The sequence below is a fragment of the Bartonella sp. AP30XZML genome (assembly GCF_042195945.1).
In the GTDB taxonomy this organism is placed as follows: Bacteria; Pseudomonadota; Alphaproteobacteria; order Rhizobiales; family Rhizobiaceae; genus Bartonella.
Genome location: NZ_JBHIPJ010000064.1, coordinates 1 through 14,434 on the forward strand (window position 1 = coordinate 1; position 14,434 = coordinate 14,434).

Annotated in this window: 11 protein-coding genes and 3 pseudogenes; all 14 read right to left on the reverse strand. The window is 42.5% G+C overall.

Annotated features, from left to right (window positions below; all coding sequences use genetic code 11):
* A partial coding sequence (locus ACFIL2_RS04960) for a lysozyme (RefSeq protein WP_375681701.1) occupies window positions 1–166 on the reverse strand: 166 nt, incomplete at its 3' end.
* Window positions 167–234: 68 nt separating this feature from the next.
* Window positions 235–2,928: a hypothetical protein gene (locus ACFIL2_RS04965; RefSeq protein ID WP_375681695.1), complete on the reverse strand. Its 2,694-nt coding sequence runs from the start codon at window positions 2,926–2,928 to the stop codon at window positions 235–237.
* A 22-nt stretch (window positions 2,929–2,950) separates the two neighbouring features.
* Window positions 2,951–3,172 carry a hypothetical protein gene (locus tag ACFIL2_RS04970; RefSeq protein WP_375679990.1) on the reverse strand — a complete coding sequence of 74 codons (222 nt, stop codon included), beginning with the start codon at window positions 3,170–3,172 and terminating at the stop codon, window positions 2,951–2,953.
* A 9-nt stretch (window positions 3,173–3,181) separates the two neighbouring features.
* The gene (locus ACFIL2_RS04975; protein ID WP_375681696.1) at window positions 3,182–4,315 is read right to left on the reverse strand and encodes a phage tail protein; all 1,134 of its coding nucleotides are present in this window, start codon (window positions 4,313–4,315) and stop codon (window positions 3,182–3,184) included.
* 7 nt (window positions 4,316–4,322) lie between these two features.
* Window positions 4,323–5,330, reverse strand: coding sequence for a phage tail protein (locus ACFIL2_RS04980; RefSeq protein WP_375681697.1), 1,008 nt, complete (start codon window positions 5,328–5,330; stop codon window positions 4,323–4,325).
* A 255-nt stretch (window positions 5,331–5,585) separates the two neighbouring features.
* Window positions 5,586–6,764: pseudogene (locus ACFIL2_RS04985) on the reverse strand (hypothetical protein); the annotation flags it as partial.
* A gap of 29 nt (window positions 6,765–6,793) precedes the next feature.
* Window positions 6,794–7,441 carry a transglycosylase SLT domain-containing protein gene (locus ACFIL2_RS04990; RefSeq protein WP_375677198.1) on the reverse strand — a complete coding sequence of 216 codons (648 nt, stop codon included), beginning with the start codon at window positions 7,439–7,441 and terminating at the stop codon, window positions 6,794–6,796.
* On the reverse strand, window positions 7,438–9,603 hold the full coding sequence (locus ACFIL2_RS04995; protein ID WP_375680552.1) for a glycine zipper family protein: 2,166 nt from the start codon (window positions 9,601–9,603) through the stop codon (window positions 7,438–7,440). Before ACFIL2_RS04995 ends, ACFIL2_RS04990 begins: the two co-directional genes overlap by 4 nt.
* Before the next feature lie 6 nt (window positions 9,604–9,609).
* Window positions 9,610–11,004 carry a hypothetical protein gene (locus tag ACFIL2_RS05000; protein WP_375681698.1) on the reverse strand — a complete coding sequence of 465 codons (1,395 nt, stop codon included), beginning with the start codon at window positions 11,002–11,004 and terminating at the stop codon, window positions 9,610–9,612.
* Window positions 11,005–11,187: 183 nt separating this feature from the next.
* Window positions 11,188–11,526: pseudogene (locus ACFIL2_RS05005) on the reverse strand (hypothetical protein); the annotation flags it as partial.
* Window positions 11,514–12,248 (reverse strand): hypothetical protein, encoded by a 735-nt coding sequence (locus tag ACFIL2_RS05010; protein WP_375681700.1) that lies wholly within the window; start codon window positions 12,246–12,248, stop codon window positions 11,514–11,516. The gene ACFIL2_RS05010 and the pseudogene ACFIL2_RS05005, both read right to left, overlap by 13 nt.
* Window position 12,249: 1 nt before the next feature.
* Window positions 12,250–12,675 (reverse strand): hypothetical protein, encoded by a 426-nt coding sequence (locus tag ACFIL2_RS05015; RefSeq protein ID WP_375680556.1) that lies wholly within the window; start codon window positions 12,673–12,675, stop codon window positions 12,250–12,252.
* Window positions 12,675–14,132 carry a hypothetical protein gene (locus ACFIL2_RS05020; protein ID WP_375680557.1) on the reverse strand — a complete coding sequence of 486 codons (1,458 nt, stop codon included), beginning with the start codon at window positions 14,130–14,132 and terminating at the stop codon, window positions 12,675–12,677. The genes ACFIL2_RS05015 and ACFIL2_RS05020 overlap by 1 nt, the downstream gene beginning before the upstream one ends.
* A 1-nt stretch (window position 14,133) precedes the next feature.
* A pseudogene (locus ACFIL2_RS05025) lies at window positions 14,134–14,352 on the reverse strand (hypothetical protein); the annotation flags it as partial.
* Window positions 14,353–14,434: the final 82 nt, after the last annotated feature.

Sequence of the window (14,434 nt, forward strand, 5' to 3'; positions counted from 1 at the left end):
CTTGCTTTTGGCTAATACACATGCCTTTTTTGACAAGGGGGTGACCCGCATTGCTGGTGTGACCATAACCAATCGTCCAGATACATGCCGTGTCTCTATATGCCTCTAAACGCAAACCTTCCCATTGTTTGATAAGCTCTAATCCTTCTTTCGATATCTTTCTCATCTGACGCTCCATAAAAAAAGCCCCACAAAAGTGGGGCTGGATAAAATGATGTTCTAATCAATCTTGCGTTAATTATAATAAAGTGGCTCGCTACATCCACGGGCGCCTATTTTTTCATCTTCTACATAACGAGAATGCGCAAAATTCCGTACAAGATGATCATTGTTAGAGCCACCAGTCCAATCGCCTCCTGCCAACATAACATTTATGTCTACACGCAAACTGCTTCCTTGCTCCCCTGTATGCCATTTCGTCACTGGATAACAACCAGACAAATATTGCCAAACATAACCGCAACCATCCTCACAACCGATATGCGAAATCATCCGTCTATTGTTTGTATCAACGTGTCCTCCAGACGTCTTAGGAGAAGGCGCTTGATTGCCGACAATACTGGTTGCTTGATTACTTCCATACATGCATGGCGAAAACTCATCACTCGTCAAAAATCTCTTATTAACAGACCAAAAATCAAAGGCATGATTCGCATAGCTACGATTGGTTGTAATCGGAACACCATAGGCAGACTTTGCATTTACACCTGTCCCTGATTGAAGATAAATATCAACCCAAATATTATGCCACGGATTGTAAACCATCCCTTCTGGACTACTACGTGGGCGGTGATTTAAACACCAAACAGAATTGGGCAAAACATCCCCCGCTTGATAACCCGATAAGAGATGACCTTCAATCTCACCAACATCCGCACATAGCGTATGAAATCCACCGATCTTTTCAGAATTATCCTCTGTATAGCCATCAGGAGCCGTTGGATTTTGCGAAATTTCAAAGGATAGCGCATTCGTCTGATCTTTTAAGATGAGATATATATAATAATCCTTTCCTGCTTCAAGATCTTCGTCAAAAGTCATCCTTCCACGCCCTGGAATGCGGTAAAAGAGGTACCTACCCCCATTCTCTTCACCATGATAAAAGCGAAAACATGCCCCGTCATTGATCACAAGACCTTTTCTATTTTTCGGATCGGCTTCCAGAATTCTGTCAGGTTGATGAAAACGCACATTCTCTAAAAATTTAGTGGAAAGAGAACCTACCTTACCTTGAAGTTCAGAAAGACTGTCACTGTTCCTCTGTGCCTTCTCTTGAACTTCTGTCAATGCACTCTTCGCTTCTTCCGCTAACACTTTTGCCTCAGAGGCGGCTGTATTCGCAGAATTTGTCGTTGCTGTCACCGTGTCTAATGAACTCTTGACCTCTCCAAGCCCTTGCTTCGTCGTATCAGCTTCTTCTTTTGCTTGCTCCGCTGCACTCTTGGCTTCTTCTGCTGTGCTCTTCGCTGCATTCGCAACTGTAACAGCGCTTTCTGATGCTACTTTGGCTTCCTTAGCTACGCTCTCTGCTGTTTCTGTCGCTGTCGCTACCGATTGTTTTACTTCCTCCACTAAACCTTTTGCCTCAACAGCTGTCGTTTTACTTTCATTGGCTAACGTTGCTGCCTGATCTGCTACTTTCTTCGCTTCAGCGGCTTTAGACAGTGCTTCTGAAGCATCTTGTTGCGCTGTTGATGTCTCTAACGCTTGTTTTGCTTCTTGCACCATAGTCTTGGCTTCAGAAGCTGTAACTGTCGCATCATCCGCCTTCTTTTCGGCTCTTGCGGCTTTCTCTTCTGCCGTCTCTGCTGTGCTCTTAGCTTCACTCGACTTCGTTAACGCTTCTAAAGCTTTTTGCCCGATCTCATCACCAGCCTGTTTAGCTGTGGTAGCGGTCGATAATGCCGTTTCTGCAATACCTTTCACTTCTTCAGAAATATTCTTGACATCATTGACTAAGGTAAGCGCTGTAGATGCTTTATCCTTCGCTGCATTCGCTTCTGTAAGCGCATTGGTAGAGGAATTTTGGGCTTCTGTTGCAAGTTGTTTGGCTTCTTCTGAGAGTGTCTTAGATGACTCTGCTATCTGTTTGGATTCTCTTGACTCCGTTAATGCCTTCTCTACTGCCGTTTGTACTTGAGACGCTGTTTTTGTAAGTTCTGTAACAGAAGATGACGCCCGTTCCGATAAACCTTTTGCTTCTTCGGCAATATCCTTCGCATCAGCGGCTGTCTGTTTGGCTCCATCTGCCTTCATACTTGCTTGTGTCGCTACTGTCTTAACTTCATGACACGTCGCTACCGCTGTTGCGGCTACTTGCTTCGTCTCTGTTGCTGTTTGGGAAGCATCTCTCGCTGTTTGTTCTGCACGTTCAGCAATGGATTTCGATTCATCGGCTAATCTCTTTGCTTCTGTCGAGACATGGACGGCGTTCTCACTTGCCTGCTTGACCTCTACAAAACTTTGCAATGCCGTAGACAATGAACCTTTCGTACTACTTATTTCCCCTGTAGCTCTATCAAATCCTGCCTTCGCCTCTTCTGCCATTTGCTTGGCGGCATCAGAGGCACTCTTGGCTTCTTCGGCTAATCCCTTGGCTGTATCTGCTGTATCTTTTGCAAGATTAGCCGTTGTTGTTACTGCTGTAACCGCTTCACCCGTTTTGGTAACTTCTGTAAGCGCTCTTTCCGATACTTTTTTCGCCTCTTCTGCAACCTGTTGCGCACCATTCGCACGCGACATGGCTTTTTCTGCTTCTTGTCTTGCATTAACAACCTGCTCTAACGGCGCAAAGGTTTCATACGAATACAAAGATGCCGTCCCTAAAATCTTCGGAACAACAACGCTATCTTGCGAAGTTCCTTCTCTGATTTCCTCTTTCGTGGCTATTGGTATCAGATACTCATGACTATGATCAGGTATTTTCATCTGCTTTATTCCTCCATTAAACCTAAAATGAACACTCTTTCAAATCTTCAAGCTCTTCGCTTAACGCCTCTAAGCGCTTCTCTAAATCTTTCAGTGAACCATCAAGCTCTGTTTTCAATGCTGCTTTCAGTAAATCAAAAACGCCAGTAAGCGGCGCATGTACAAAACCTCCCCCAGAATACAAAACGACCCGTACTTGAGACGGGTCGCTAATCTCTGATATCGCAAACGGTTTTAATGACATTTCAACTCCTCATGTCTTGATCCCATAAACTACACTCACATTAACGGGGCGCGTTTCAACACCACCAACCCTCTCTGCCATGAGATGATGTTCATGATGCTCTCTGTCATTCAGACCTTCTGTTATAGGCATTGAATAATATAAAAAATTAGCAAAGGGGCTCCTGATAAACCAAGGTAAACGCGGCGGCTTGTCTTTTTCTGTAAACCAAAAGGGAGTCTCTACCTGTGGACTTCCTGCTATTTGGTCAAATTCTTGATTACACTTGTCCAAAGCATCCCCACTCAAACCTACACACTCTTCGTCTACAGATCTCTTGCGCCTTGTCACGGGCGCTTCAGTAGAAGAAACATCCCGTTTTTTTCGAGAAGAAAGACCTTCTGATGACGCTGGACCTATAAAATGTTCGTGCGCTTTTAAAGAACAGGATTGTATACTTGCAAAAGAACGCCAAGGGTCTAAATTGCGTTCATTATCAAGTCCCCGTAAAAACATTCCTCGAAAATCGGGAACATTAAACGTCGTGGCGCCATCACCTTCTCCCCACGTCGTCCCTATTACTTCAAACAAGGCTCTATACGTTCTTCGCGAATAAGCCTTCCCATCACATGGCAACCAACCATCTGGCAAGCGCTCCATTGCAAACGGTCCTATCAGACCGGAAGGTAAACGTTTTAAGGAAGAAACTTTGCCCCTTGTCGGATTGAGAATTTGCCAACCAGTTATATCTTCATCGTAAATAACGGTATAAAGACAGCCATCTTGTATCTCTCCTCCCGATAAGGCTAATAAACCGGTTTCTGTCGCCTTATAAACGGGCTTACCAGCTAAATTATTTAAAGCAATTGTTGTCGCCCCAACATTCTTGCCCTTCGCTTTAAAACAAACCGATATGCCATTCTTATACTCTAAAAATGCCGATTGGCTTAGAAGCCTTATCACGCTCGTCTTTTGGTTATTATCAACCGTCACAATCCCTTCAAGAACACCCCCCGTATCCGATAAATACTCACTTACCCGTTGCATCATAAAACGAGCGCTATTATTAACCGTGTTAGGGTGCTGTCCCTCTGACCAATTAATTAAAGCATCAGCACCACCATTCTCAGATGCCGTTAAAGACCAATCATAAATCGTGGACATCTAAACCTCACGTCTTGATTCCAAACACAACACTCATATTAATCGGGCGCGTCTCACTTACACCTGAACGAGCCCAAACAACATCGCGCATATGAAGGTGGGAATGGGGAAAGGCGAGCTTATGGTGCACGCGTATATCCTCTGCTCTCACGCCCAAACGTTCAGCAAGCTTCAATCTTTGCTGGTCATTCAACACATATCCCCAGATGATCGTCATATCACCATGCCAACTCTCTTCCTGATTTTCATCATTCAAAATCGTAAAGGATTGACCACTATGATCATGCTTTCTCATTGCGTCATTTTGTAAAGTGCCAAGATAACGAAAGCGGTCTATCTCGCGCTCATCATCAACACCTCGTAAAAAAACACCACGCAAATCGGGAACATTAAACTTCGTCCAACTATCAGCGCCTCCCCACCTGATCCCTATCGCTTCATAAAGAGCAGGATAATCACTACGCAAATAAGCCTTCCCATCACATGGTAACCAGCCATCTGGCAAAACTTGCATCCCAAAAATCCCTATCGTCCCTGGTGGATCAACAGGGATAACCGGCTCTTGCGATAAAGAGAGAGGCGTAGGATTTAAAACTTGCCAAGCATGATCCCTATAAACCAAGCTATAAATGCATCCCCTTTGAAGCTCGCCCCCAGATAAAACACGAATGCCTAATTCCGTCGCCTTGTAAACAGGTTTAGCCGCCAAATCATTCAAGGCAATTGCGGTTTCCCCAACATTCTTGCTCTTCGCTTTAAAACAAATTGATATCCCATTCTTATACTCTAAAAATTGCGATTGGCTTTGAAGTCTTATCAACGTCGTCTGGTGTTCAGTATCAACCGTAAAAGTGCTTTCAATCACACCACTCGTATCCGATAAATATTCACGCACACGCTGCATCATCACACGAGCACTATTATTCAGACTACTAGGACGTTGTCCTTTTGACCAATCAATCAAATCATCACAATAGGCATNTGCCCTTCGCTTTAAAACAAATTGATATCCCATTCTTATACTCTAAAAATTGCGATTGGCTTTGAAGTCTTATCAACGTCGTCTGGTGTTCAGCATCAACCGTAAAAGTGCTTTCAATCACACCACTCGTATCCGATAAATACTCACGCACACGTTGCATCATCACACGAGCACTATTATTCAGACTACTAGGACGTTGTCCTTTTGACCAATCAATCAAATCATCACAATAGGCATTCAAGGAGGCATTGAAAGACCAATCATAGATCGTCGACATCTTACACCTCATGTCTTAATCGCAAACAGAACACTCACATTAACTGGACGCGTCTCGCCTTCACCAGTGCTCTCCAAAACAACCTCTTGGTTCTCATCAAGAGTATGAGAACTTACAATGTAGCCCCCTAAATTCTCACGCTCTATGCCCATAAAATTCGCTAGAGAACTCCCCCCAAACAAGCCTAGACGATAGCCCAACACATCCGTCGTATTCCCATCCCAAAAGTTTTCGTTGCTGGTAAAATGAGACATCGAAAGGCTCTGTCCTTGATGTTGATGCGACTCAATTAAATCTGTTTGCACACTTGCAAAAGAACGCCCCTCATCAATATGGCGCCCTCCATCAAGCCCCCGTAAAAACATCCCTCGAAAATCGGGAACATTAAATGTCGTGGCGCCATCACCCTCTCCCCAAACCGTTCCTATCGTCTCAAATAAATCACGATAATCACGACGCAAATAAGCCTTCCCATCGCAAATTAACCAATCCTTTGGAATCCCACGCATGCCAAACGTTCCTATAAAACCCGTGGGATAAAGACTGCTTTCTTCTTCTTCTAAAGGGAGTGGGGTAGGATTAACAAGATGCCAATGATCTCCATTATAAAACAATGTATAAATGCACCCTTGTTGGATTTCGCCTCCTGATAAAGGACCAACCCCTAATTCTGTTGCTTTATAAACCGGCTTGCCATCTAAAGAATTAAGGGAGACTGTGGTTTCTCCAACATTCCTACCTGTCGCCATAAAACGCAAAACAATCCCATTCTTATACTCTAAAAACTGTGAAGTGCTTGCAAGTCTTATCACACTCGTTTGTTGGACATGATCATTTGTAACAATGCNAGCGATAAACCCGTTTCTGTTGCTTTATAAACCGGCTTGCCATCTAAAGCATTTAAGACAATCGTGGTCGCTCCAACATTCTTACCCGTCGCCATAAAGCGCAAAACGATACCATTCTTATACTCTAAAAACTGTGAAGTGCTTGCAAGTCTTATCACACTCGTTTGTTGGACATGATCATTTGTAACAATGCCTTCAAGCTCTCCACCCGTGTCTGACAAGTATTCCTTTACGCGCTGCATCATCACACGGGCGCTTGTGTTCACACTGCTAGGATGCTGTCCTTCGGACCAATCAATCAAATTATCCACGCGCGTATTATCTGACGCTCTAAGCGACCAATCATAAATCGTTGACATTTCTCGTGAATCCTAGCTTCTGTAAAATGGTCCGTAAAACGCCCGCATGAATTGCGTCATCAAAGGATTATCATCATCATCACTCTCTTCTTCTTCCGAAGCCTCTTCTTGTGATGCTAATAATGCCCTTAAAACCTCTAAAAAGTTGTCTCTATTTCTAATGCCACCATGCGCTGTAGGACTTGCTCTATGAGGCTGCCCCCCATACATCTGTAATACACGGTTGACAAAATCACTTGCACGCATAGCGTTGTTTCCACCATTCAAGCCAACCGCATTGCTCCCAACAATTTGCGCCGCATTGGCATGGGGATTTTGAAGAAGCCGCGCGGCTCCCCCTGCTCCTTGTTGATGTGCTAAATACAATTCCGCTTCACTAGGCGCTCTTCCCAAAAGGCGGCTTAAATGATTGCGATTATCAAGCGTCAACCGCCCCATGGCATCAGCTGCTTGCATGGGATCAAACCTATCCTGCAAACCATATTGTTTGGCGGTGCTGTCTATAAATTGATACAACCCACCAGCAGAAGAACGGGGATTCCTTGCATTCGGATTGCCTCCACTTTCCACTTGCGCAACACGGTACAAATAGCTTTCTGGCAAACCATAACGCGCTGCTGCTTGACGGATCGCTTCATCTACCGGACTAGAACGGGTCATTGAACCTTACTCCTTAAAAATCTTCCCGCTTCTCCTGCCATTACCGAAGAAATGAAATGCCACAAATGGTCACTAACGATTCCTGCTTTATGTAATCGTATAAATCTTTGTAACATTTGAGCAACTTCCTGCTGGTTCATACCTTTAACGCCAAAAGTTGCTAATTTCGCTATATCTCGTTCAAGTATTTGTCTCTCTTTTTGAGGTAATTTCCTAATCGTATCAGATAAAATATTTTGTGTAATCTTTGCCCCTGCACGTGCTGTACTAACTTTCCCGTACGGTAGATTAACACCTGTTAAATAATTAGGTTCGGGCGTTCCCTGAAACGGTTTTAGGGCTCTTTGCGCCGCATCTTCATAGAACCTTTCATCCTCTACAGCTTTTCTAAACCCATGAATGTTTTTAGAGCTTAAAGATCTGCTTAGATTATCTGACATACGACCCGTTTGTAAAATATTCGAAAGTCTATTAACAGGACGCGAACCTTTTAATAGATCATCAATATAGTCTCTCATCCCTACATGATAAGTATTGAGACCACTAGACATTGCTCCTTTACGAAGACCTTCTTTAATCCCCTCTCCAGAAACATCTCTCTGTACAATGTTTTTGCCTTGTTCTATCGCTTCTTGAAAACCTTTATATTTTTCTACACTAGCCCGCGCTGCTTTGTAAGTAGAGGAGATTTCATCCGTTATCTTTACCAAATTATTCTTAAGTATTTGGTACCCTGTAGCCTTTTGTTTATCACCAAAATTCCGGGACTTTTCGATTAAATCATCAATAGATTTCTTCGTTTGATCTAATAACGCCATTGTGGGTTTATAGTTTATATGGATAAAATCTTTATCATAAAATCGTTGAGCAATTGCTGTGCGCGGGTCTCCTTCTAAGGTGTCAACTGCTTCTTTTACAGCGTTTTGAAACCATTTATTTTTGAAAAGCCTATTAAGAGCTGGATAATGCTTTTTTGCTATGGGAGTTTGCATTGCTTCTGCATAAAGATGTTTATATTCTTTTTCTCCTTGCTCTTGAAGCACCCTTTTTAAAACTTTCGTATCTTGAAGAGGTGTAATGTTTTCATCTGCCGATTGACCAATACGGTGAATAGCATTCTGCACTCGTTCCCCATGTGCTCCTTTCAAAAGTTCAGAAACATGCACATTTGTCTTCCCCATATTCGCAAGGGATACTTCTAAATTTGGACTAATATCTGTCAAAAATGCATGACGGGGCGCAGAGCCAAGACGCTCTGCAACATTCTCAACACCATCATCATATAATGTTTTTGCAACTTCCCTAACGGCTTTGGTTTCAACTTCCTTATGAGCAGGATTAAAATGCCCTCCTTTCATAAAGGGAATATAGGGAACATGTTGCAATCCCCTTGCCATTTTTTTTGTACCCCAAGAAGCAACTGTACCGGCAAGAGAACCAACAGGACCAGCTACTGTTCCAATACCACCACCAAACCCTGCCGATATAAGACGACCAGAAAGCCCCTCTCCCGCCCCTGAACCATGTAAAGCTCCTGAACCTGCTCCTAAAAGCGCCGCATTACCAAGATTTCTAAGTGTTGACATATGCTTTGCAAGAGCCAAAGCCCTTAATGGAGGCACAAAAAGTGAGAGTCCTGTCGGTACAAGTGAACCAACAGCATAAGCTATAGAGGACCAAATAGGATATTTCTCTTGCAAGGCTTTTTGGTAAGCACGTTCCTTGGCTACCCGTCTATTATATATCTCCTCTGCTTTCTTATCACCACGCCAATAATCTATAAAACCCGCTTCATTCGCTGCTTTCATCTCGTCAAAATAATCTGCCATCGCACCAGACGCGCTATTTCTCATAACAGCATTCCGCCACGTAAGATCTTTATCATCAAATGAAAAATCATCTGTTGTAGTTGATTGATCTTTTGTGTTTTGTTGACTTTCAGAAAAAGAATTAGATAGCTTCGCAATCTCAGCAGGATCTTCAACTACGCGGAAACGTTTCCCATTCTTAGCATATACATATTGAGATGAAGATGAACTGTTAGCATGTAAATTTATAATTTTTTCAATCTCAGCAGGATCTTCAACTACGCGAAAACGCTTCCCATTCTTGGCATATACATATTGAGAACGCATCTTCTCAGAAATGTTATAAGGGTCCATTACTATTTAATCCTCAACCAAAAATTTACCACTAGAACTGTCCCTAAAATAAGGTACGTTATCCTTAATAGATGCCTCTTCTAAACTCATCTTTGGTATATTTATCAAATTCCCTTGTGATAGTTGCGAACCACTTCCAAATGCTTCATCTACATCCGCAGCTGTTATGTTATCATTCATCAAAATAGCTAATTGCGCATCTGTTGCTTTGTTATAAATCTCCTGTAAACGTTGCAAATTCCTTATAAGCTCTTGAGGAGATAAACTCTGTTGCAAAGCAACATAAACATTTTCTAATCTTACACCTTCCTTATCAGTCAAATTACCCAATCCTGAAGCACCATTAGGTGATAGCGCTTTAATCCTCTCTAGCCTGTGAAGCATTGCTCCTCCCCTGATTGTTTCAAGATGATCCCTTAAACGTGCTGCCGGTGTGTTCCACAAATTCTGTAAAAATTGACCAATTGGACCAGTAGATGACTTAGGATTTTCCTTAAGTATCTCAAGAGCCGAATTTATTGCATGTGATGTACTTTCTCTCATAATTTTGGCATCTACTATTTGTAATTTTTTCAACTGTTCACGCTTTTGCATATCTTCATGTGCTTTTCCACCTTCAACCGTAACATATCTATATCCACCTGGTGCATTCGGATCTTCCACAAGCATCCTACCGTCATTGGTAAATTGTGGATTCCTGTTTCCACCGTTGATCGTTTGTGCAAAAAACGCATTCAACGCATCTTTATTCCCAGCCATGAACCGCGCCTCTTCTTCACTGTAGCCTTTGGACTTTAGATACTCGACAGTCTGGTTAACCTGTCCTCTTTTTTCTCTTTCCATATCACCACGACGAAGATTCATAGCTGCATTCGCTAAACTTTGTGCTATCGTCCCATCTGATAATGCATAACCAATCCCATAATCTGATAATCTTTGTAAAAACTCAGGACTACGCAAGTAATCCCAAAAACTCTGTTGAGAACCAGTATCTTGGTGAGGAACAGTACTCTGTTGTGGCTGTACAGACTTCTGTGGTTCTACAGATGAAATAGGCTCTGGTAATTGAGACTGCTTTGGTTTCAATGATGCCAAATCTGAAGTTTCAATTGCATTAGGCAAAGGTTCAATACCTAAAGGATTTGGTTGTGAACCAAAGATCGCTACTGGTAAAGAAGGGACTGAAGACGGTACATACGGTTTTCTGCCTGCCGATCTTAAAGACGAACTTACATCTGGTAAAGGTGAAGTATTTTTAGCTAAACCTAAAGGATTTGATTGTGAACCAAAAGTTGCTATAGGGGAAGAAGGGGTTAAATAAGGTAAATTATTTGCCTGTTGTTTGGCGTCTTCTAGATCGTTGAAACGTATACGTGGTACATATTGGCTCATTACATGCATAGACTTAAGAAGTCTNCAAAAGTTGCTATAGGGGAAGAAGGGGTTAAATAAGGTAAATTATTTTCCTGTTGTTTGGCGTCTTCTAGATCGTTGAAACGTATACGTGGTACATATTGGCTCATTACATGCATAGACTTAAGAAGTCTTGATAAAATGTTATCGTTACTATTTTGCATAACTACCTCACTTTTTTCCTGCAAAATTAGCAATACTAGCTAAAATCCCTATAGCGTTCTTCCAAGGGTCGTTACCATGCATCTTAGATTCTGACACATTATTCGTTGTCGTGCCGTAATTTCTTGCAAAGCCATGACCGGCGTTCATAAGCATATTCAATCTATTCCAGCCGCTATTATCTTGTTCCAGCCAACGTTCTCTATTGGCATCAACAAGGCGTTGATTGTAGTCATTAAGAACAGATGACCCCTGCAACATATTCGTATAGGCATTATTATAAGAGGGGAATAAGTTGCCTATCATGCCTAAGCGGTTTTCATTTAGTTGATCAATCATCGAATTGGCTNTCTTGCAAAGCCATGACCGGCGTTCATAAGCATATTCAACCTATTCCAGCCGCTATTGTCTTGTTCCAGCCAACGTTCTCTATTGGCATCAACAAGGCGTTGATTGTAGTCATTAAGAACAGATGACCCCTGCAACATATTCGAATAGGCATTATTATAAGAGGGGAATAAGTTGCCTATCATGCCTAAGCGGTTTTCATTTAGTTGATCAATCATCGAATTGGCTTGCATCATATGCTGTAAATCTCTATCACGCTGGCGATACTTGATACGAGCTAATTCATCATTAAGCCCCCTCTGTAACTCATTGTTATGCGCACTAGAGCCATAAAGACCACTACCTAAAAACTGTCGATTAATACTATTTCTTATTTCACTTAAGCCCTCTTTAAGTTCCTCATCAAATTGAGAATTCGGTCCCATCAAACCACCAGATGCAATCCAGTTAAGGTTTCTCGCAGACGATGTTGGAGTATTCATCAAATGATTCATATAATTCTGATACTGATGAGGAATAGCTCCAAGACCTCCAATTGCTTGATAAGTTGGAGCACTTAACGGGGCAACACGAGGTCCCCCATATACATTACCACCCATCCCTGTATCATACATGTTATACGCATCTGCACCCCCACGCTTAAAGACATTCTGCATCCAAGCGGGAGGAGCGCTTGTCTGCACCTGCTTTTGTTCTGTTGTTGTCGGTGTCTTGCTCCCCATGTTACAATTCCTTCCTGTAATAAAGCATATCTATGCTGTAACCTTGCTTGTCCAATGCACGTTTCCAACCCAAACGACCCAAGATCTCCATTTCAGAAGCACCATTCTCACGCGCCCAATCCTCTACAAATTTCAAATTGTCAACTTGATCAAGAATGCCCTTGCCACTACATTCACAAATCAGAGCGCGCTTCTTTCCTAAAACTGTCTGCTGTAACTGGGTCGTGAATGCCGCTAAAAAGCGTTCGTCATCATCCAAAACAAGCCATAACTGTTTCTTGCCACTGCAAATCGCTTCAATGAGCTCTTGCAACGTGATTTCATGTTTAAAACGTTCCACATACTCGCGAAACGACGCAATGATGTCTTCAAGATAAGGCGCTATACGCTCCATATCCCAAGACGTGGTCAAAAAGACTTTTGCCATTACCCTCTGCCTAAAGGACGTAAATCCACATTAAACCCTGTGATTTGGTTCCAATGAACGCCTTCAGGAATACGCAATTTAAAGCGGTGATAACGATTGCGCGAACGACCATGATAAGCACCCGTGACATATGAACATGCCCTCTCCTTATGCCATATAATCGGTGTCTGATTATTGCGAAGCCGACGTTCCCCTATGCTTAAAAGTCCTTCCGTCGTATCAACTTCAGCAAACATCTTCGTGATAAAGTTAAAACTTCCATCTGGTGCTCCCATTTCTTGCGAAACAACCGTTGCCTCCATTGGGGCTCCTGTAAACATAACAAGCCGATTGTTTTCATCAAAAGCACCAAGCATTGGAGCGCCACTTTGCCAACGAGGGCTGTCTAAAGAAGCCGGCAAGGACTCAAGATTGATCGAAATCTCATCTAACTGTTCTAAAGTATACCCTGTCGTAAACACTGGAAACAACGTGAAAGGTTTTCCCTGTAGCGTCGACCATTTCTGCAAGCCCCAATCATAGACAAAGGTCGTTTGCTCGTTATTGCCTCTCTTTATGGACCAGTAAATCCGGTTATCAATGGGATCTATAACCCCTTGCATCTCATCAAGAGCAAACTTATCAAATGTTTTAAAAACCGTTCTATCAACCTTTTCAAAACCTATCGGTAAAAGTTGACCATCCAAACTCATCTGATAAAAACCACCATCACCTGCAAAAAAAGCATCACTCCCTCGACACGCTATAGAGGCTGCACTGCGCGCTCCACGCTTGTCTTGTATCTTTTGAAAAGCAAACGGGCTCTTGGAACCTAACGTCAAAGAACCAGCATAAATAGCAGAACGAAGAAAAATAAGGGGATTGGTTGTTTCTGTTGCCCCCTGCACATATTCTCCATCTTGGAAATCCATATAACCACTAACATTATATTGAGTCTCCCATAGAGTTTCATCGCCTTCTCCAGACCAATGAATGCGATTGGGATTATCTGTCAATTGCATCAAACAAACAAAAGGTCCCCAAACTTTGACCAATCCTGCTTTCGGTGGATTGCCTTCTAAATCTTCAAACCGTTCAGAACTAAGAACCTTGAAAACTTGCGGTTTATCATTTTTATTCACCGCAATAACCATGTTTTTAAAAAGAGCAAACGACCATTTATTCTCTTCATTTGCTTGATACGTCACACCACTTTGGCTGATATCTTTCCAACCCTGCGTTTGACTATCATAACTGTAAAGCTTTTGCTTGCCTCCTACGATTATCTTAACACCATTGCCACTTCTAAACGCTATGCACCCCAAGGGCTTTTCTTCCAAAGCATGAGACACAACCATTGCACTAGGCATGGGTATGTAACCGCCATCTGCTGGTAAAACATTCACAAGGCTATCCGTAAAGCTACCGTTGACGACCGAAACATCTGGTCTGTAATCAGCGATTGGAAAATAAACCATCTTAAAAATCCGTTGGTATTATTCTGGTCACGTTATGACGTTGAGATGTCTCTGCACGCAATTCATGCAACTGTTCGTTAAAGTCATTGTACGCTGCCGTTGCACAATCGGGATCTTTCAAGATATTCTTGTAAAGTTCGTATTTTGCACGCGCCTTAATCAAATCAAACGCGTGCACAAACCATGGATGCTCCTCATCAACACTCTCTATCTCTACAAGACATTGATTTATAATGATAATCTAGCGTTATTCATATTGAATGAGAGTCCCGAATAACCTAAGATTGTCTCATTTTAAATCA